Annotated in this window: 19 protein-coding genes; 14 read left to right on the top strand and 5 right to left on the bottom strand. The window is 61.5% G+C overall.

Going from position 1 to position 17339, the window contains the following annotated elements; all coding sequences use genetic code 11:
* Nucleotides 1-164: 164 nt before the first annotated feature.
* From BH682_RS11975 to BH682_RS11995, 5 genes are all read left to right on the top strand, one after another.
* Nucleotides 165-521, top strand: a complete 357-nt coding sequence (locus BH682_RS11975) for a YraN family protein (RefSeq protein WP_054825518.1) — start codon at nt 165-167, stop codon at nt 519-521.
* The gene (locus tag BH682_RS11980; RefSeq protein ID WP_075832962.1) at nt 521-2029 is read left to right on the top strand and encodes a YifB family Mg chelatase-like AAA ATPase; all 1509 of its coding nucleotides are present in this window, start codon (nt 521-523) and stop codon (nt 2027-2029) included. Before BH682_RS11975 ends, BH682_RS11980 begins: the two co-directional genes overlap by 1 nt.
* Nucleotides 2026-3153, top strand: coding sequence for a DNA-processing protein DprA (gene dprA, locus BH682_RS11985; RefSeq protein WP_075832963.1), 1128 nt, complete (start codon nt 2026-2028; stop codon nt 3151-3153). Before BH682_RS11980 ends, dprA begins: the two co-directional genes overlap by 4 nt.
* 461 nt (nt 3154-3614) lie before the next feature.
* Complete coding sequence (locus tag BH682_RS11990; RefSeq protein WP_075832965.1) at nt 3615-3974, top strand: histone-like nucleoid-structuring protein Lsr2; 360 nt, start codon at nt 3615-3617, stop codon at nt 3972-3974.
* Nucleotides 3975-4267: 293 nt separating this feature from the next.
* Nucleotides 4268-5038, top strand: a complete 771-nt coding sequence (locus BH682_RS11995) for a siderophore-interacting protein (RefSeq protein WP_075832967.1) — start codon at nt 4268-4270, stop codon at nt 5036-5038.
* Here BH682_RS11995 and BH682_RS12000 read toward each other — a convergent pair.
* A complete protein-coding gene (locus tag BH682_RS12000; RefSeq protein WP_075832969.1) occupies nt 5035-6207 on the bottom strand; it encodes a multidrug effflux MFS transporter in 1173 nt (390 codons plus the stop codon). The two genes, BH682_RS11995 and BH682_RS12000, sit on opposite strands and share 4 nt — an antisense overlap.
* A gap of 84 nt (nt 6208-6291) precedes the next feature.
* On the opposite strand from BH682_RS12000, the gene BH682_RS12005 reads away from it, so the two are divergent.
* The gene (locus BH682_RS12005; protein WP_003942767.1) at nt 6292-7218 is read left to right on the top strand and encodes a tyrosine recombinase XerC; all 927 of its coding nucleotides are present in this window, start codon (nt 6292-6294) and stop codon (nt 7216-7218) included.
* A 123-nt stretch (nt 7219-7341) separates the two neighbouring features.
* On the top strand, nt 7342-8451 hold the full coding sequence (locus BH682_RS12010) for a MinD/ParA family ATP-binding protein (protein ID WP_075832970.1): 1110 nt from the start codon (nt 7342-7344) through the stop codon (nt 8449-8451).
* 25 nt (nt 8452-8476) lie between these two features.
* On the opposite strand, the gene BH682_RS12015 is transcribed toward BH682_RS12010, so the two are convergent.
* Nucleotides 8477-8971: a M23 family metallopeptidase gene (locus tag BH682_RS12015; RefSeq protein WP_007734876.1), complete on the bottom strand. Its 495-nt coding sequence runs from the start codon at nt 8969-8971 to the stop codon at nt 8477-8479.
* A 313-nt stretch (nt 8972-9284) separates the two neighbouring features.
* Here BH682_RS12015 and rpsB point away from each other — a divergent pair, with 313 nt between their 5' ends.
* From rpsB to BH682_RS12045, 6 genes are all read left to right on the top strand, one after another.
* Complete coding sequence (gene rpsB / locus BH682_RS12020) at nt 9285-10142, top strand: 30S ribosomal protein S2 (protein WP_003942709.1); 858 nt, start codon at nt 9285-9287, stop codon at nt 10140-10142.
* A 134-nt stretch (nt 10143-10276) separates the two neighbouring features.
* Entirely contained in the window at nt 10277-11104 is an 828-nt protein-coding gene (gene tsf, locus BH682_RS12025; protein ID WP_007734877.1) for a translation elongation factor Ts, read from the top strand.
* 200 nt (nt 11105-11304) lie between these two features.
* Nucleotides 11305-12033, top strand: coding sequence for a UMP kinase (gene pyrH / locus BH682_RS12030; RefSeq protein WP_003942722.1), 729 nt, complete (start codon nt 11305-11307; stop codon nt 12031-12033).
* Between the two features lie 43 nt (nt 12034-12076).
* Nucleotides 12077-12634 carry a ribosome recycling factor gene (gene frr / locus BH682_RS12035; RefSeq protein WP_042924420.1) on the top strand — a complete coding sequence of 186 codons (558 nt, stop codon included), beginning with the start codon at nt 12077-12079 and terminating at the stop codon, nt 12632-12634.
* A 48-nt stretch (nt 12635-12682) separates the two neighbouring features.
* Entirely contained in the window at nt 12683-13579 is an 897-nt protein-coding gene (locus tag BH682_RS12040) for a phosphatidate cytidylyltransferase (RefSeq protein ID WP_003942673.1), read from the top strand.
* Nucleotides 13580-13585: 6 nt separating this feature from the next.
* Nucleotides 13586-14314, top strand: coding sequence for a class I SAM-dependent methyltransferase (locus BH682_RS12045; protein WP_075832972.1), 729 nt, complete (start codon nt 13586-13588; stop codon nt 14312-14314).
* A gap of 79 nt (nt 14315-14393) precedes the next feature.
* Here the strand turns inward: BH682_RS12045 and BH682_RS12050 are convergent, their stop codons facing one another.
* Both BH682_RS12050 and BH682_RS12055 read right to left on the bottom strand, forming a co-directional pair.
* On the bottom strand, nt 14394-15236 hold the full coding sequence (locus BH682_RS12050) for an HpcH/HpaI aldolase/citrate lyase family protein (protein ID WP_075832974.1): 843 nt from the start codon (nt 15234-15236) through the stop codon (nt 14394-14396).
* A 95-nt stretch (nt 15237-15331) separates the two neighbouring features.
* Nucleotides 15332-15742 carry a LapA family protein gene (locus BH682_RS12055; protein WP_075832976.1) on the bottom strand — a complete coding sequence of 137 codons (411 nt, stop codon included), beginning with the start codon at nt 15740-15742 and terminating at the stop codon, nt 15332-15334.
* Nucleotides 15743-15844: 102 nt separating this feature from the next.
* Between BH682_RS12055 and rlmN the strand changes: the two genes are divergently transcribed.
* A complete protein-coding gene (gene rlmN, locus BH682_RS12060) occupies nt 15845-16954 on the top strand; it encodes a 23S rRNA (adenine(2503)-C(2))-methyltransferase RlmN (protein WP_003942816.1) in 1110 nt (369 codons plus the stop codon).
* 78 nt (nt 16955-17032) lie between these two features.
* On the opposite strand, the gene BH682_RS12065 is transcribed toward rlmN, so the two are convergent.
* On the bottom strand, nt 17033-17302 hold the full coding sequence (locus BH682_RS12065; RefSeq protein WP_003942762.1) for a DUF2631 domain-containing protein: 270 nt from the start codon (nt 17300-17302) through the stop codon (nt 17033-17035).
* Between the last annotated feature and the right edge of the window lie 37 nt (nt 17303-17339).

Raw genomic sequence — 17339 nt, forward strand, 5'->3', positions numbered from 1 at the left:
TTTCGGGTCGCCGTTGGTGTGTCGCGCTGCCGAATTCCACAGGTTCCGAGTTGTGAACAGGTTGTTTTCGGATGGCTTGGTTTTGTGGTGGTGGGTTGAGGGTGGTGGTTGGGACGCGCTTCGTATGGGGCGGGCGCGCGGTCGTGTGAGTGGTGGGGGCTGCGATGGCGAGGAATATGGCGTTGGGGGCTCGGGGCGAGGATGTGGCTGTCGAGTTCCTGATCGATGCGGGTTTGGAGATTGTCGAACGTAATTGGCGTTGTCGGTACGGCGAGTTGGATGTTGTTGCGACGTCCGGTGATCGGATTGTGTTCGTGGAGGTGAAGACTCGCTCTGGTGTCGGGTACGGGAGTCCGGCGGAGTCGGTGACGTTCGCGAAGCAGCGTCGGATTCGGGTGTTGGCGATGCACTGGCTCACTGATTCGGGTCGGTCGTGGTCGAGGGTGCGCTTCGATGTGGTGGCGGTGTTGATCGGCCGGGACGGTGTGCCTTCGGTCGAGCATTTTGTGGATGCGTTCTGATGGCGTTGGGGCGGGCGCATTCTGTTGCGGTCAGTGGTGTGGACGGGCAGATCGTGGAGATCGAGGCGGATATCGGGCGCGGGTTGCCTGCGGTGCATTTGGTAGGGCTGCCTGATACTGCGTTGCACGAGTCGCGTGATCGGATTCGGGCCGCGGTGACCAATTCTGGTGAGGAGTGGCCGGACAGCAAGGTGATTTTGGCGTTGTCGCCGGCGACGTTGCCGAAGGTGGGCAGTGTTTACGATTTGGCTTTGTCGTTGTCGGTTCTCGATGCGGCGAAGAAGTTGCCGCGGAAGTTGTTGCGGGAGACTGTGTTTTTGGGGGAGTTGGCGCTCGACGGTCGTTTGCGGACGGTGCGTGGTGTGTTGCCTGCGGTGCTTGCGGCGAAGCGGGCGGGGTGGGGGACTGTGGTGGTTCCAGCTCGGGCGTTGGCTGAGGCGGGCCTGGTGAAGGGGATCGAAGTGCTGGGCGCTGACGATCTGTCTGCGGTGATCGGGTGGTTGCGTGGTGAGTTGGCGCTGGCTGTTCCTGATGTTTTCGAGCGTGCGGATGTGGTGACGGTGCGTGATTTGAGTGAGGTTGTCGGGCAGACGGATGCTCGGTGGGCGATCGAGGTTGCTGCGGCGGGTGCGCATCATTTGATGTTGACGGGTCCGCCGGGGATCGGGAAAACGATGTTGGCGCAGAGGCTTCCGGGGATTCTTCCGCCGTTGACGGAGGGGGAGTCGTTGGAGGTGACGGCGATTCATTCGGTGGCGGGGGTGTTGCCGGAGGATCGGCCGTTGATAGATATGCCGCCTTTCATTGCGCCGCATCACAGTTCGTCGGTCAGTTCGCTGGTGGGTGGTGGTAGTGGGATGGCTCGTCCTGGTGCGGTCAGCCGCGCCCATCGCGGCGTGCTGTTTCTCGACGAATGTGCCGAGATCGGGGTGAAGGTGCTCGAAGCGCTACGCACGCCACTCGAAGACGGGGAAGTGCGAATCGCTCGGCGGGACGGAGTTGCGCGGTACCCGGCGCGGTTCCAGCTGATCCTGGCCGCCAATCCCTGCCCATGCGCGCCGCCGCGAGACGCGGACTGCGTCTGCGCACCCGCGGCGCGTCGCCGTTACCTGGGGAAATTGTCTGGCCCGTTGTTGGACCGAGTCGACATCAGGGTCCGGATGCAGGCGGTAGCAACCGGAGCGCTGATCGACGAAGTGGGGGAAAGCACCAGCGATGTTCGTGCGCGCGTGGCGGCGGCTCGAGACACTGCAGCCCAGCGGTGGAGTGAGTACGGGTGGCGGACCAACGCGGAGGTACCAGGGCCGGCGTTGAGACAGAAGTTCAGACTCTCGCGTGCAGCGCTGGCACCGGTGGAACGGGCGCTGCGTAAAGGTGTCATCACTGCTCGTGGGGCGGACCGAGCGTTGCGGGTTGCCTGGAGTGTCGCTGATCTGGCAGGTGAGCCGATGCCCGGACCAGACCAAGTTGTCACCGCACTCGACTTTCGAGACAGGGGATTCCAATGACTGCACACGATCCACGACTACTCGCTTGGGCATATCTGTCCCGCGTCGTGCAGGGTCCTAGCGCGTATATGTCCATGTTGATCGACGAGCTCGGGGTCGAAGAAACTGCGAGGGCGGTTCGTAACGGCGATCTGCCACCCGCGATCGAGGAGAAGACGCGAGCCCGCGCTCACATCGACACAGCCCAACGAGACCTCGACCTGATGGAGGCGATGGGTGGCAGACTCATAACACCGAACTGCGCCGATTGGCCGGCGTGGCGAATGCTTTCCTTTGACGGACTCGATCCTTCCGGGGGTGAGACGGCACCATTTGTGTTGTGGGTGTTGGGGTCCGGGGATTTGGTTGATCTGACCGAGAGATCGGTTGGAATTGTGGGCACGCGGGCATCTACTGCGTACGGCGAACACGTGACGGCAGAGATTGCCGGTGACCTGGCTGTCGACGGATGGACCGTGATTTCCGGGGCGGCCTTCGGTATCGACGGGGCCGCGCACCGCGCTGCATTGGGCGTAGGTGGAAACACACTGGCTGTCTTGGCCTGTGGCGTGGATCGAGCGTATCCGTCAGGGCATGCGCGACTACTCAAACAGATAGCGAGTTCGGGTGCAGTGATAAGTGAATATCCGCCGGGCACAACACCTGCAAAGTTCCGGTTTCTGGCTAGGAATCGACTGGTAGCTGCGTTGTCGGACGGAGTAGTGGTGGTCGAGGCGGGTTGGCGCAGTGGTGCACGCAATACCGCCAATTGGGCTCGGAAGTTAGGCCGTCCCGTGATGGCGGTGCCCGGACCGGTTACCTCGGCATCGTCGACCGGATGTCACCGGATGATCCGCGAAGGTGAAGCGCAACTCGTTTCCAATGCCGTGGATGTAGTCGAAGCTTCAGGCCCATTTGGTGTCGGGGATTCCGCGGAGGATGCGGCCGCGACGCGTGACATCGACGCATTGCGAGGCAATTCTCGATTGGTATACGAAGCATTGCCGGGAACGGGGTCTCGCAGTACGCGTGAGTTGTCCGAGGAATCGGGATTGCTCATAGCTCAGGTTCGTGCCACTCTTCCTCTGCTCGAACTGGAGGGATTTGCAAGTTCTGATTCCAGTGGTTGGTTTCGGACGCGGTAGTACGTGAACTACTTCTGCGCCCGTCAGACCATGCGTGGCGATGCTCACTAATCGTTTGCGAAGACCGTGAATCGTCAATACCCGCAGCGCATCGGAAATGGCACGTCAGGGCTATTTTTCACGAATTTGCTCGACTGTGTGCAATGTAATTCTCGATGCGTTTCGCCGACCCGACCTGCAAGTTCGACGGGTCTCAGGAAAGCCTCAGGTCAATGTGCATGGAAGTCCGATTAGTCTGGATCACGATGACGGCGGGCATTGATTGACACCCGGCATCCGAGGGATGAATGTGCAGAATTTTCAGGGTCGTGTTCGGTCGAGGCAATGCCGCTAACCCGCTGCTAATTCGGACCATTGAGTCTGTTCGGAAACGGTGAAGGCTTTCGAACTTCTTTTGTTCATCAACGCTCTATCTGTGTATTGTGAAGGAGAATTGAATCGATCATTGAAAGAGGAGTGCAATGGCTGAGAAGCTGATTCGGCAACTCATCGACGACCTTGATGGTAAGCCGATTGACGATGGATTCGGTGATCGAATTGAGTTCTCTTACCAGGGAACGGATTACGTGATCGATCTGCGCGCCACCAATGCAGAGAAGTTCGACGCTGCGGTGAAGCCGTTCGTCGAGGCTGCTGCGAAGGTGAGCGGGAAGCGCGGCAAGAAGACTCAGGCTGCATCTCCGCAGGCCACATCAGGTTCCGGACGCTCCAAGGAGACGCTCCAGGCCATCCGTGACTGGGCAGGTAAGAACGGTTACGAAGTTGCTCCGCGTGGGCGTATCAAAGCGGAAATCATCGACGCTTTCGACGCTGCACACTAGATTGAATTAAATACACCTCTGGCTCTCGGCGAACTCGCCGGGAGCCAGAGGTGTATTTTACTGTTGCTTTGCCGAGTTCTCGGACAGCTTTGTCCGACAGGTCGTCCGTGTGAAGCAGATCAAATAATTCGTCTAAACAGCACCGAATTTACCCAGCAGATTGGTCGGTTTCTTTCGCTCTGCACAAAGGTCGACAGAGCGCTGTGTGGAGTCGCCGGCGAGGTATTTCGCCCTCGTGCTGCAATTGTCGTGTACATTAGTTAGGTAACACTAACTTTCGGAAGGATCTTTCTGTGGCCAAGCCGACAACTGCATTGACGGTTCTGCGGACCGAACAATTGACCCCCCATATGGTACGAGTGTTTCTCGGGGGACCAGGCTTCGAGTCGTTCACTCCCAGCGAATACAGCGATTCCTATGTAAAGATCGAATTCGGCACTCCTGATCAGCCGACACTGCGCACCTACACGATTCGTTCGTACGATCTTGATGCCAAAGAGATTGCAATCGATTTTGTCGTCCACGGCGACATGGGTGTCGCAGGTCCGTGGGCCGCGTCAGTTCAGCCGGGCGCTGAGATTACTCTGCGGGGACCCGGTGGCGCGTTTTCGCCGTCACCAACCGCTGATTGGTATCTCTTCGTCGGAGACGAGACCGCAATACCCGCTATTTCCGCGTCGATAGCGAGATTGGCGCCGGATGCGGTCGGCTACGCCGTCGTCGAAGTCGGTGGACCGGAAGACGAAATCGCGCTCGATGCCCCAGAAGGTATTGCCGTGACCTGGCTGCATCGCGGGGCATCGTCCGACGCGGTCGGCGAGGAATTGGCGGGCGACAACGCTCCGGTTGTCGCTGCGGTCAAGGCTCTCGAGTGGTTGCCGGGCGAACCGCACGTGTTCATTCACGGTGAAGCGCAAGCCGTTATGCACAACCTCCGGCCGTACATTCGCAAGGAACGAAATGTCCCGGCGTCGGCCGCTTCTATTTCCGGCTATTGGCGTCGTGGTCGCACCGAAGAGGGCTTCCGGGTCTGGAAGTCCGAACTCGCTGCGGCCGAAAACTAACTCGCGGCGGCCGTGCCGCGAGTCAGCAACACGAGCGCAACGGCCGCGAGAACTCCGAAGGTGGGAATTGCGATTGCCATCGGAACTGCCGTGTCTTCTCCCGCAATTCCCACCAACGGCGAAACCAGCGCCGCCAAGCCGAACTGGCCCGCTCCCATCAGCGCTGAACCGGTCCCGGCCGCGTTGGTGACCTCTCCTTGGGCGAGAGCGGTCGCATTGCCCATGATGAACCCGATGCTCGAAATTGCCACCAACAGTGGGACCAAGATCAACCAGGTATTCGTGGAACTGAAAACCACGCTGGTGCAGAACAATACGGCGCCGCCCATGAGGAGTAGGCACACGCCGAAACGCAGCAGCGTGCGTGCTCCGACGCGACCGAGCAGGCGAGTGGTGATCATCGCTGCCGTGACCATTCCGGTGGCGTTCACTGCGAACACGATCGAGAATTGTGACGGACTCAGTCCGAGAACGTTCTGAACGACGAACGGTGACGCGGAGATGTACGCGAACAAGGCGCCGAATCCGAAGACGAATGCGAGCGCATATCCGAGGTAGTGCCGATTGCGGACCACGTATCGCAGATTCGAGACCAGGGCCTTCAATCCGCCGCCGTGGCGTCGCTCGGGCGGAAGTGTCTCGGGAACGAGCAAAACGACACCAGCCACCATTACAGCGCCCGCGACCGCCAGGACCCAGAAGATTCCGCGCCATCCGACGGGGCCGAGAAGTGCGCCGCCGATCAGTGGCGCGACGACGGGAGCGATACCGCCGATGATCATCATGATGCTGAAGAGCTTCGCTGCGTCGTCGCCGCGCGCTCGGTCGGCAATACAAGCGCGGGCAAGAACGATGGCAGCGCCTCCACTCAAGCCCTGGACGAGTCGTGCACCGATGAGAAACTCGATGTTCGGCGCCACCGCGCATGCCGCGCCGCTCAGTGCCGTGATGATTGTCGCGGCCAGCAGTATTCGTCGCCTGCCAAGTCCGTCGGAGATCGGACCGATGATCAGCTGGCCGATTCCGAGGCCTGCCATGAAGGTGGTCAGCGTGAGCTGAACGCTGGCCGCAGTAGTGTCGAGTGCATCCGCCATCAACGGTAGGCCGGGCAGGTACATGTCGATGGACAGTGGAGCGATTGCGGAAATCAGTGCCAGTACGCACAACATCTTCAGAGGAATTGCTCGATTCACCGATCAACCCTATCGGCGAGGGAGCTTGCAGTTTCAATCGCGGCGAGCGAGCGTGTGTTCATGACTGACGCATTGCCGGCGAGCTTGAGCGTTCACCTCGATGCGTATGCCGAGCACCTCCGACTGAGCCGAGGCCGGTCGGAACACACGATCCGCGCCTATGTCGGTGACGCGCGGGCATTGCTGACCCATTTCTCCGCGGGTTCGGAGAATGCAGATCTCGACCGCCTCGACCTAAGTGTCATGCGTTCGTGGTTGGCCGCCCAGAATGCCGTAGGAACAGCCCGTACGACGGTAGCTCGACGGGCTTCTTCGGCGCGTGGGTTCACTGCGTGGCTCGCGCAGACCGGACGCATTTCCGTCGACCCGGGCACACGTCTGGCGGCTCCACCCGCTCGCCGGACGCTGCCGACGGTGCTGCGTCAGAGCCAGGCCCTCGACGCAATGGATGCGGCGGAAAGCGGTGCGCAGCAACAAGAGCCGCTCGCCCTGCGAGACCGACTCATCGTGGAATTGTTGTACTCCACCGGAATTCGCGTCGGCGAGTTGTGTGGACTGGACGTCGAGTCGGTCGATGCCGATCGACGTTTGCTTCGTGTTCTCGGCAAGGGGAACAAGGAGCGGTCGGTGCCATACGGCCTGCCCGCAGAATCGGCACTGAACGGCTGGCTGGAGCACGGACGACCCGCGCTGTGTTCGGATCGGTCCGGGCGAGCGTTGCTCCTCGGAGTTCGAGGCGGCCGGCTCGATCAGCGTCAGGCGCGTTCGGTGGTCCACGAAACCATGGCTGCAATTCCAGGGGCTCCCGACATGGGTCCGCACGGGCTTCGGCACTCGGCTGCGACACATTTGCTGGAGGGTGGTGCGGACCTTCGTGTGGTCCAAGAACTCCTCGGTCATGCGAGTTTGGCGACCACTCAGCTGTACACGCACGTGTCGGTCGAACGGCTTCGATCCGTCCACGATCAGGCCCATCCGCGCGCCTGATTTGTGGAGCGACGCGAGTTCTCGGCTGGTATTTGGTAGCGTCGCAGCTCAGAAGAGTGAACAATCGACAAAGTTCGATCGTCGTATCGAGACACTCGATTACATGCGATATCCGGGGGATTCGTGAACCGCCAAGATGTGAAGCACCTGCCGAACAGCGGCCAACCAGCCTGGCTGTCCGAATCGCCGCAACCGGCTCCCGAGCCGGCGCCGACGCCGGAGCCTGTGGCGCGACTGCAAGAGGTCTGGTCCATGCCACCGCCACCGTCGAGTCAACAGCAGGTGACAAACCAGGATCTGGTTGCCGAAGCTTTACTGAAACGCCCGAAACGGACGCCGCGTGGCGGCTGGCGTAGGGGATTGCATCGTGCGACCGGAGGTGTGGTCAATCTGGGGGATTCGACCAACGAACAGCGCAACCGTGCACTGGCCGCCCGAATCGAGCAGCCGATCCGCAACGACTACCGAGTCGCTCTGCTCTCGCTCAAAGGGGGAGTGGGCAAGACGACGGTCACGGTCGGACTCGGTGCGACGTTTGCTTCGCTGCGTGGTGACTGCGTCGTGGCGGTTGACGCCAATCCCGATTTCGGGACTTTGGCACAACGTGTTCCGCTGCAGACCAATTCGACAGTGCGCGATCTGATTGCTGCTAGACCGGACATAAAGAGCTATTCGGACGTTCGAGTGCACACATCCCAGTCGTCGAGTCGTCTCGAGGTGCTGGCGAGTGAGCAGGATCCGGCGATTTCGGAGGCATTCAGCGAGGCCGACTATCGCCAGGTCATCGACATCTTGCAGGTCTACTACAACATCATCCTCACTGATTGCGGTACCGGGATCATGCACTCGGCGATGAACGGCGTTCTGGATCTTGCCAATTCGTTGGTTCTCGTCAGTTCGCCGGCAATCGACGGAGCGCGCAGTGCGGCGGCAACGCTCGATTGGCTTCAGTTGCACGGATACGGCCATCTGGTCGAGCGGACCGTCGTCGTCATCAGCGCCGCCCGACCAGGGTCGAGCGTCATCGACATGGACGCGTTGGTGGACTATTTCATGCGTCGATGCCGCGCCGTCGAGGTCATTCCTTTCGACGAGCATCTCGCGGAGGGGTCGGTGATGGACCTCGAATTGATGCGACCGGCCACCAGACGAGCGTTCATGGAACTGGCAGCGATGGTGGCCGACGACTTCGCGGACGCTGTGGGTCGGCACGCCGTTTCCGAGTGGCACTGATTCTGCGACCGATTTCTGCGACCGATCAGCCTCCTTTCAATGGCTTGAGCCTGAGCGGTTGCGACCGAACCAGTCCGAGTGGATCGAGATACTCGCGTCCTCTGCGCAAGCCCCAGTGCAAACATGCTTCGACAGCGCACCCTTCGTGCCCGGTTTCGAGGGTTCCGATCACTGACCTGGCTGCGACGCGTTCACCTGTGCGAACGACTGCGGTGACGGGTTCGTAGGTCGTGCGTAGGCCGCCGGAATGATCGATCGACACCGTCGGCTTTCCGGCGACCACTCCCGCGAACACCACGATGCCGTCGCCGGCCGCGAGGACGGATTGGCCGGCGCTGCCGCCGAGATCGACCCCGCGATGACCCGGCAGCCAGTTCTCGGCCGGTTTGTCGAAAGCGCGTTCCACGTGCGGCCGAGGAGCGAGCGGCCAGTCGAATCGCGTGTCTGCTGACGCCGTGCCTACGGCGACACAGCAGGAGATCACGGCGAAGGCCACGCCTCGTCGAGCTCCGCGCAACATCGTCATTCCTTGATCTTGCGTGGAGTAGCGCACGCTTCAATGCAGATCAGACGGGTAATCCACAAGGTAGCCGCCGATCCACAACCGCCGGTTCGGTCTGTTGCTTCCGGGGTGGTTATGGCATCGGGGGATGAGGACGTACACTTGTCGAGCGGTCTGTGCTCGCACAGTCCGACTTCGCGCGCCCGCGCACGTTTTCCGGCCTCGGCTGGTCCTGGTTCTCACGAAACAGGTCCGACGGCCGTGCGGGTGCCAGGGCAGGGATCACCCGATCGCCTGCATCAACCGGATTGAAAGTTTGAGGTACACAGCCATGGCTGTCGTAACCATGAAGCAGATGCTCGATAGTGGAACCCACTTCGGACATCAGACCCGTCGCTGGAACCCGAAGATGAAGCGATTCATCTTGACCGACCGCAACGGCATCTACATCATCGACCTCCAGCAGACGCTGACGTACATCGACAAGGCGTACGAGTTCGTCAAGGAGACCGTTGCCCACGGCGGCACCGTTCTCTTCGTCGGTACCAAGAAGCAGGCGCAGGAGTCCATCGCTTCCGAAGCGACTCGCGTCGGAATGCCCTACGTCAACCAGCGTTGGCTCGGCGGCATGCTCACCAACTTCACCACCGTTCACAAGCGTCTGCTTCGCCTCAAGGAGCTCGAGGCAATGGAGCAGACCGGTGGATTCGAAGGTCGCACCAAGAAGGAAATCCTCATGCTCACGCGTGAGATGACCAAGCTGGATCGCACCCTCGGTGGTATCCGCGACATGGCCAAGGTTCCTTCCGCGGTGTGGATCGTCGACACCAACAAGGAGCACCTGGCAGTTGCCGAGGCTCGCAAGCTGAACATCCCGGTCATCGCGATCCTGGACACCAACTGCGACCCCGACCTCGTCGACTACCCGATCCCGGGCAACGACGACGCCATCCGTTCCGCAGCACTGCTGACCAAGGTTGTCGCTTCCGCGGTTGCCGAAGGTGTGCAGGCACGTGCAGGACTGAGCGCCGACAAGGACGCGAAGCCCGAAGCCGGCGCAGGCGAGCCCCTCGCCGAGTGGGAGCAGGAACTGCTCTCGCAGGCAGCTCCGGCCGCAGAGGCTGAGGCAGCTCCGGCTGCAGAGGCTGAGGCAGCCCCCGCCGCAGAGGCACCGGCCACCGAGGCCTGATTCGTTGAAACCGGCCCTGACCAAGAGTTCTTTTGGTCAGGGCCGTTTCACCGTTAGGCCCGAGCACCACCGTCAGGCCGTGCTTCACCGTTAGTCCTAGGTCCGAAACAGACACATGAGGAGGCTCGCTAATCATGGCGAACTACACCGCCGCTGACGTCAAGCGGCTCCGTGAGCTCACCGGCTCCGGAATGATGGCATGTAAGAACGCACTCGCAGATGCAGACGGCGATTTCGACAAGGCCGTCGAGCAGCTGCGCATCAAGGGCGCGAAGGATGTCGGAAAGCGCGCAGAGCGCACCACCGCTGAGGGTCTCGTCGTCGCCAAGGACGGCGTCATGATCGAGATCAACTGCGAGACCGACTTCGTCGCCAAGAACGACGAGTTCATCAAGCTGGCCGACGAGATCGTGACCGTCGCTGCTGCTGGTAAGCCTGCTGACCTCGACGCTCTCAAGGCGCTCGAGCTCGACGGCAAGACCATCGACACCGTCATTGCGGAGCAGTCCGCGAAGATCGGTGAGAAGCTCGAACTGAGCCGCGTCGCTTCCTTCGACGGCCCCGTTGCCGTTTACCTGCACAAGCGCAGCTCCGACTTGCCGCCCGCTGTCGGCGTTCTCGTCGAGTACACCGGTGAAGGCGATGCTGCTGCTGAGGCCGCTCGCGGCGCTGCAATGCAGGTCGCAGCACTCAAGGCGAAATACGTCACGCGTGACGAGGTTCCCGAGGAGATCGTCGCTTCCGAGCGTCACATCGCCGAAGAGACCGCCCGCGCAGAAGGCAAGCCCGAGCAGGCACTGCCGAAGATCATCGAAGGCCGCGTCAACGGTTACTTCAAGGACGTCGTTCTGACCGAGCAGTCTTCGGTCACGGACTCCAAGAAGACCGTCAAGGCGATCCTCGACGAGGCAGGCGTGACCATCAAGCGCTTCGTGCGTTTCGAGGTCGGCGCCTCCGCTTAATTCGGAGCCCGCACACATGGACCCCGCCTGAAGAGCATTTGCTCTACCGGCGGGGTCTACGTGTACCTGGGGCCTCCGATGAGGCAGGATGAGAGTGCCTCGGGACGAGTCCCGGGGGCATTCCTATGCCGCGGTGTCCGATTCGGCGGCAGAAGAAGAATGAAGGACCTACAAGGTCTTGTATCGAACTGAGGAGAACAATGTCCGAACCAGCCAACGAACGTCCAGGATTCAAGCGGGTCCTGCTCAAACTCGGCGGCGAAATGTTCGGAGGCGGCAAAGTCGGTCTCGATCCCGACGTGGTCACCAAGGTGGCTGAGCAGATCGCAGAGGTCGTTCGATCGGGCGTACAGGTTGCAGTGGTCATCGGCGGCGGAAACTTCTTCCGCGGGGCGGAACTGCAGCAGCGTGGCCTCGATCGCGCGCGCTCCGACTACATGGGCATGCTAGGCACCGTCATGAACTGCCTCGCTCTGCAGGATTTCCTGGAGAAGGCGGGCGTCGATTCTCGCGTGCAGACGGCCATCACCATGGGCCAGGTCGCCGAGCCGTACCTCCCCCTTCGCGCACGTAGGCACCTCGAGAAGGGGCGCGTAGTCATCTTCGGTGCCGGGATGGGTATGCCCTACTTCTCGACTGACACCACTGCTGCGCAGCGCGCGCTGGAGATCGGTGCCGAGGTAGTGCTGATGGCCAAGGCTGTCGACGGCGTCTACTCGGCCGACCCGCGTCTCGACCCGGACGCGACGATGTACGAACAGATCACGCACCGTGAGGTCATCGAACGTGAGCTCAAGGTCGCGGACGCGACGGCATTCAGCCTGTGCATGGACAACTCGATGCCGATGATGGTGTTCAACCTCCTCACCGAAGGAAACATCGCTCGCGCGGTGTCCGGTGAGAAGATCGGCACCCTGATCAAGTCGTGAGTGACACCCAAAAAATGATGCAGAACAACATGGAGGAACAGCCGTGATCGATGAAGCGCTCTTCGAGGCAGAAGAGAAGATGGAAAAGGCTGTCACGGTAGCCAAGGACGATCTCGGCTCGGTTCGCACCGGACGCGCGAACCCCGGTATGTTCTCGCGCATCGTGATCGACTACTACGGTTCGATCACGCCGATCACGCAGCTCGCGAGCATCAACGTCCCCGAGGCCCGCATGGTCATCGTCAAGCCGTACGAGGCTTCGCAGCTCAACGCGATCGAGACGGCGATCCGCAACTCGGATCTCGGTGTGAACCCGTCCAACGACGGCAGCATCATCCGCATTTCGGTTCCGCAGCTCACGGAAGAGCGTCGACGTGAACTGGTGAAGCAGGCCAAGTCCAAGGGCGAGGATTCGAAGGTCACGCTGCGCAACATCCGCCGCAAGGCGATGGACGAACTCAGCCGGATCCAGAAGGACGGTGAAGCCGGCGAGGACGAGGTCGGTCGCGCAGAGAAAGAACTCGACAAGACCACGGCGAAGTACGTGCACACGGTCGAGGAACTCGTCAAGCACAAGGAAGCAGAGTTGATGGAGGTATAGCCTCCTCATTTGCAGTGTTTGTCGTCGGGAGTAGATCAGGGAGTTTGGGTGCACGCACAAGAGGGAACCGCCGGTGGTCCCGTCACGGACGGGCCTACGGGCGGCGCTGAGGGCGCGCAACCGCCGAAGTCGAAGGCGGGCAGGAACCTACCTGCCGCCATCGGCGTCGGAGCTGGCCTCGGCGCCTTGGTCATCGGCACTTTGATCTTCCTGCCCCCCGGATGGATCGCCGTCGTTGCGATCGCGATGTTCATCGCGACGTGGGAGGTCACCACGCGGCTTCGTGAAGCCGACATCGAGGTGCCGCGAATTCCGCTTCTCGTCGGCGGGCAAGCCACGATCTGGCTCGGCTGGCCGTGGGGACCGGTCGGGGTGCTCAGCGGATTCACCGCGACCGTCCTGGTATGCATGGTGTGGCGGTTGTTCGACCACGGCCTCAAGGCGACCCCGAAGAACTTCCTGAGAGACACCTCCATCACGGTGTTCGTTCTGGCGTGGATCCCGCTGTTGGCGTCATTCGGTGCGTTGATGGTGCTCGAAGACGACGGCCCCGGTCGCGTCTTCGTCCTGATGATCGGTGTCGTGTGCTCCGACATCGGCGGCTACGCGGCTGGAGTGCTGTTCGGGAAGCATCCGATGGTGCCCGCTGTGAGCCCGAAGAAGTCCTGGGAGGGATTCGTCGGCTCCCTCATTTTCTGCGTCATCGGCAGTTTGCTTTCGGTGACGTTGATACTCGACGCGAATTCGATGATCGGCGTCCTGCTCGGTGTCGTCCTGGTGGTAGTCGCGACGGTCGGCGACCTGATCGAATCGCAGATCAAGCGCGAACTCGGCATCAAGGACATGGGAACCTTGCTTCCCGGCCACGGCGGAATCATGGATCGCCTGGATTCACTCCTGCCGTCGGCATTTGTCACCTGGCTGATTCTGTACGCACTCGTCTGATTTCGCGTGCGTGATTTCTTCTCCGGCCGTTCCAAGCCGATCCCCAGCCCGAACATCTGGCATTGGCCGGACGTGTACGAAATCGAGAACCGCGCGCAGGACGTCGACGGTTCCCTCTGGGCGGCGATGCGAGCCCGGGTCGACTGGACTGGACGCGATGTCGTCGATGTCGGCTGTGGGGCGGGGTTCCATCTACCGGAGTTCGCTCGTACTGCCCGTCGTGTTGTCGGAGTGGAGCCGCACGCACCGCTGGTGAAGGCCGCGCGGGAACGAACCCGCGATTCGGCGTCGATCGACGTAGTCCAGGGTTCAGCAGAGTCCACGGGTCTGGTGGATGCTTCAGTCGATCTCGTCCATGCCCGTACGGCGTACTTCTTCGGAAAAGGCTGCGGCCCGGGAATTCGTGAAGCAATGCGCATCCTGAGGCCCGGGGGAGCCCTGCTGATCGTGGATCTCGATGTGAGCGCCGGCCAGTACGGGGAGTGGATGAGGGCGGATCTGCCCAAATACGATCCCGCGGCGGTCGAAGCGTTCTTCGAGGCTCAAGGATTCTCGCTCACGCGCGTCGACACCCGGTGGGAGTTCGAGAATCGAGACGATATGCGGCGGGTGCTCGGAATCGAATTCACCGAGAAGACTGCCGAGCGTGCGTTCTCGCAAGTAACAGGGCTTGCCTTCTCGGTGCGATACCGGATCCATGTTCGATCCAAACCACGATCGCTCGAACTTGCGTGAGGGCGGGCCCAAAAGACGAACGTCAGGCGCTCCGACTTGAGCGCCTGACGTTTTCTGCACCGATTCAGTAGTAAAAAAATCAGTGATCGGTGGGGATGTGGAACAGGGTGGCCAGCTTGTGAATCTTCTTGGCCTTGGCAAGCTTGGGCAGGTCGCTGCCGTCGCGCACGCGTGAGCCGTCTTCGCCGAGATCGTCGATGACATTCTGAGCCCAGATCGCGTCGGCCACGGAGGGACTCAGTCCCGCGTTGACGGGGGCAGTCTGCGCGGTGGTCATGCAGAGTTTGCCGGCCATGCCGAGTGACAAGGTGATCGCACAGTCTCGGGCGAGCAGATCCAGATCGGGGCCGAGCGTGGGACCGTCGATCGGCGGAGCGATGCGTGCCGCGCGGCTGGCGATGGTGAGCCGCGAACGCGGGTACGACATCGACGTGGGGGAGTCGTCCATCCCAGTGTCGCGCCGGAAGTCGCCGCTGCCGAATGCGAGACGGAAGATGCCGTCAGTGCGTGCGATCTCGGGCGCAGCCTCGAGTCCCACCGCGGATTCGACGAGAGCAAGAATCTTGGTGCCTTCGGGAAGTCGCTCGGCCGTGGCGTCGGCCTGCTGACCGCTTTCGGTCTTTGCGAGCATGACACCCTCGAGTCCGGGGAGGCCCGCGAGTGCGGCCAGATCCTCTTCCCAGAACGGTGTCGTGGCGTCGTTGATCCGAACCCAGGCGTGATTGTGTTCGCTCAGGAATGCGGCGACATCGCGGCGGGCAGCTGGTTTGTCGGGTGCGGTGACGGCATCCTCGAGGTCGAGAATGACGGCGTCGGCCGCACTCGCGAGTGCGGCGTCGAAGGTGTCCGGTTTGGACGCGGGGACGAGGAGCCAGGATCTTGCCTGCTGCGGGGCAATTCGCGAGGTCACAGGTCTCTCCATGTGAGTAGTCACATCAGGGCCTTTCCGGTGATTTCCACGACATCAATGATGCCTGCTGGCCCATCGATCGACCCAATTGCGTAACTAGATTTCAGTCACATCTGCCGCTTCGCTGCGCGCCGGATCTGAATGATGCGAACGCCGCCTGCCAACGCCATGATCAATGCGCCCGCGATGGCGGAAAGCAGGATCGTGATTCCGAGCGGAAAGTCGATCTGCCAGGCGAGGATCTTGACGGAGACGCTCTCTAGGTTCTGCAGGATGAACACCAGCAGTAAGATCAACACGATTGCACCTATGACCAGGCCAACCCAGGTCGTGGCGGCTCTGGTTCGGTCGGTGACCGACGTTCCGGTCGGCACCGGTTCAGGCGTCGGTGTCGGTTCCGGATCGTGTTTTTCCACTGCCTTGTTCTCGTCCACCTTCGGAAGTTCCGGATCGGGGCCGAAACCGTCGGCTGGGCGGTACACGGGGGAATTCGACGGATCCTCTGGTGTGGTTGACATGACATGATCATCACTCAACCTGCGCGAAGTTGCACGGGTAATCCGGCCACAATCGGGTGGCAGTGGGGTAGCACCCCAAAACAATGGGACAATGGTGTAACTATGGCTGCCTCTCTTCCCCTCGTTTTCACTGCACCCAAGCGCGGAATGCCTCCACGGCACCTCGCCGATCTCGATTCCGCCGAGCGCAAAGAAGCGGTGAAAGAGCTCGGCCTTCCGGCTTTCCGGGCCGATCAGCTGGCGCGTCAGTACTACGCGCGGCTGGAAGCCGATCCGGAGAAGATGACCGATCTCCCCGCATCGGTGCGCGAGAAGGTTGGGGAGTCGCTGTTCCCGACCTTGTTGACCCCGATCAAGCACCTCGCGTGCGATTCGGGCGACACTCGCAAGACCCTGTGGAAGGCACATGACGGAACGCTGCTCGAAAGCGTCTTGATGCGCTATCCCGACCGGGCAACACTTTGCATCTCGAGTCAGGCAGGCTGCGGAATGGCCTGCCCGTTCTGTGCGACGGGTCAGGGCGGCCTCGACCGCAACCTCTCGACCGCCGAGATCGTCGATCAGGTTCGCGAGGCAGCGGCCGCCATGCGCGACGGTGAAGTCGCCGGCGGCCCCGGACGCCTCTCGAACGTCGTGTTCATGGGTATGGGCGAGCCTTTGGCGAACTACAAGCGTGTGGTGGCAGCGGTACGACGGATCACCTCGCCTGCACCCGACGGCCTCGGCCTGTCTCAGCGGTCCGTCACGGTCTCGACCGTCGGCCTCGCTCCCGCGATCCGCAAGCTCGCTGACGAAGGCCTGAGCGTCACGCTGGCGGTATCGCTGCACACACCGGACGACGAACTGCGCGACACTCTTGTCCCGGTCAACAATCGCTGGTCAGTGTCGGAGGTACTTCAGGCTGCCCGGTACTACGCAGACAAGACCGGTCGCCGTGTGTCAATCGAGTACGCGATGATCAAGAACGTCAACGATCAGCCGTGGCGAGCGGACATGCTGGGCAAGAAGCTGAAGAAAGCACTCGGCGGGTTGGTGCACGTCAACCTGATTCCGCTCAACCCGACTCCGGGCAGCGAGTGGGACGCGAGCCCCAAGGACGTCGAGCGCGAGTTCGTGCGTCGGGTCATCGCCCAGGGCGTCTCGTGCACGGTGCGCGATACGCGCGGTCAGGAAATCGCCGCAGCCTGTGGCCAGCTGGCAGCCGAGAACTGAAACGTTCCAGGCCTGAAACACGTAAAGAGAAGGCCTCCACGAACTTTCGTTCGTGGAGGCCTTCTCTTTGTCAGGTTTCTAGCGCGGGCGGCGACGGATGACGATGTCGCGGACCAGAATGAAGATCATCAATCCGGCGGTGCCGATGAGCCACAGATCCTCGACCTTGCCGTGATGGTTTCCGATCATCATCAGAAGCAGGAATATTGCGAAGAACCATCCGAGGAAACGGAAAAACTTGAGTCCTTCACCACTCCACCCCCATGCGGCAGAGGGAACCTCGGCCTCATCGACGTGCGAGACCACGACGGGGGCGCTGGACTTGACGTCCAACTGGGTATCGGCCACGGTCGATCCTCCTGCTCATTCGGTTGCACTACTGCCC

The organism is Rhodococcus sp. YL-1, from assembly GCF_001942025.1.
GTDB classification, from domain to species: domain Bacteria; phylum Actinomycetota; class Actinomycetes; order Mycobacteriales; family Mycobacteriaceae; genus Rhodococcus_F; species Rhodococcus_F qingshengii.

Excerpts from the sequence above, each read along its gene's own strand:
- BH682_RS12050 (WP_075832974.1), bottom strand. The coding sequence starts at position 15,236 with ATGGAGAGACCTGTGACCTCGCGAATTGCCCCGCAGCAGGCAAGATCC.
- BH682_RS12005 (WP_003942767.1), top strand. The coding sequence starts at position 6,292 with ATGACTGACGCATTGCCGGCGAGCTTGAGCGTTCACCTCGATGCGTAT.
- BH682_RS12015 (WP_007734876.1), bottom strand. The coding sequence starts at position 8,971 with ATGTTGCGCGGAGCTCGACGAGGCGTGGCCTTCGCCGTGATCTCCTGC.
- dprA (WP_075832963.1), top strand. The coding sequence starts at position 2,026 with ATGACTGCACACGATCCACGACTACTCGCTTGGGCATATCTGTCCCGC.
- tsf (WP_007734877.1), top strand. The coding sequence starts at position 10,277 with ATGGCGAACTACACCGCCGCTGACGTCAAGCGGCTCCGTGAGCTCACC.
- BH682_RS12000 (WP_075832969.1), bottom strand. The coding sequence starts at position 6,207 with ATGTTGTGCGTACTGGCACTGATTTCCGCAATCGCTCCACTGTCCATC.
- BH682_RS12055 (WP_075832976.1), bottom strand. The coding sequence starts at position 15,742 with ATGTCAACCACACCAGAGGATCCGTCGAATTCCCCCGTGTACCGCCCA.
- rpsB (WP_003942709.1), top strand. The coding sequence starts at position 9,285 with ATGGCTGTCGTAACCATGAAGCAGATGCTCGATAGTGGAACCCACTTC.
- BH682_RS11990 (WP_075832965.1), top strand. The coding sequence starts at position 3,615 with ATGGCTGAGAAGCTGATTCGGCAACTCATCGACGACCTTGATGGTAAG.
- BH682_RS11980 (WP_075832962.1), top strand. The coding sequence starts at position 521 with ATGGCGTTGGGGCGGGCGCATTCTGTTGCGGTCAGTGGTGTGGACGGG.
- rlmN (WP_003942816.1), top strand. The coding sequence starts at position 15,845 with ATGGCTGCCTCTCTTCCCCTCGTTTTCACTGCACCCAAGCGCGGAATG.
- pyrH (WP_003942722.1), top strand. The coding sequence starts at position 11,305 with ATGTCCGAACCAGCCAACGAACGTCCAGGATTCAAGCGGGTCCTGCTC.
- BH682_RS11975 (WP_054825518.1), top strand. The coding sequence starts at position 165 with ATGGCGAGGAATATGGCGTTGGGGGCTCGGGGCGAGGATGTGGCTGTC.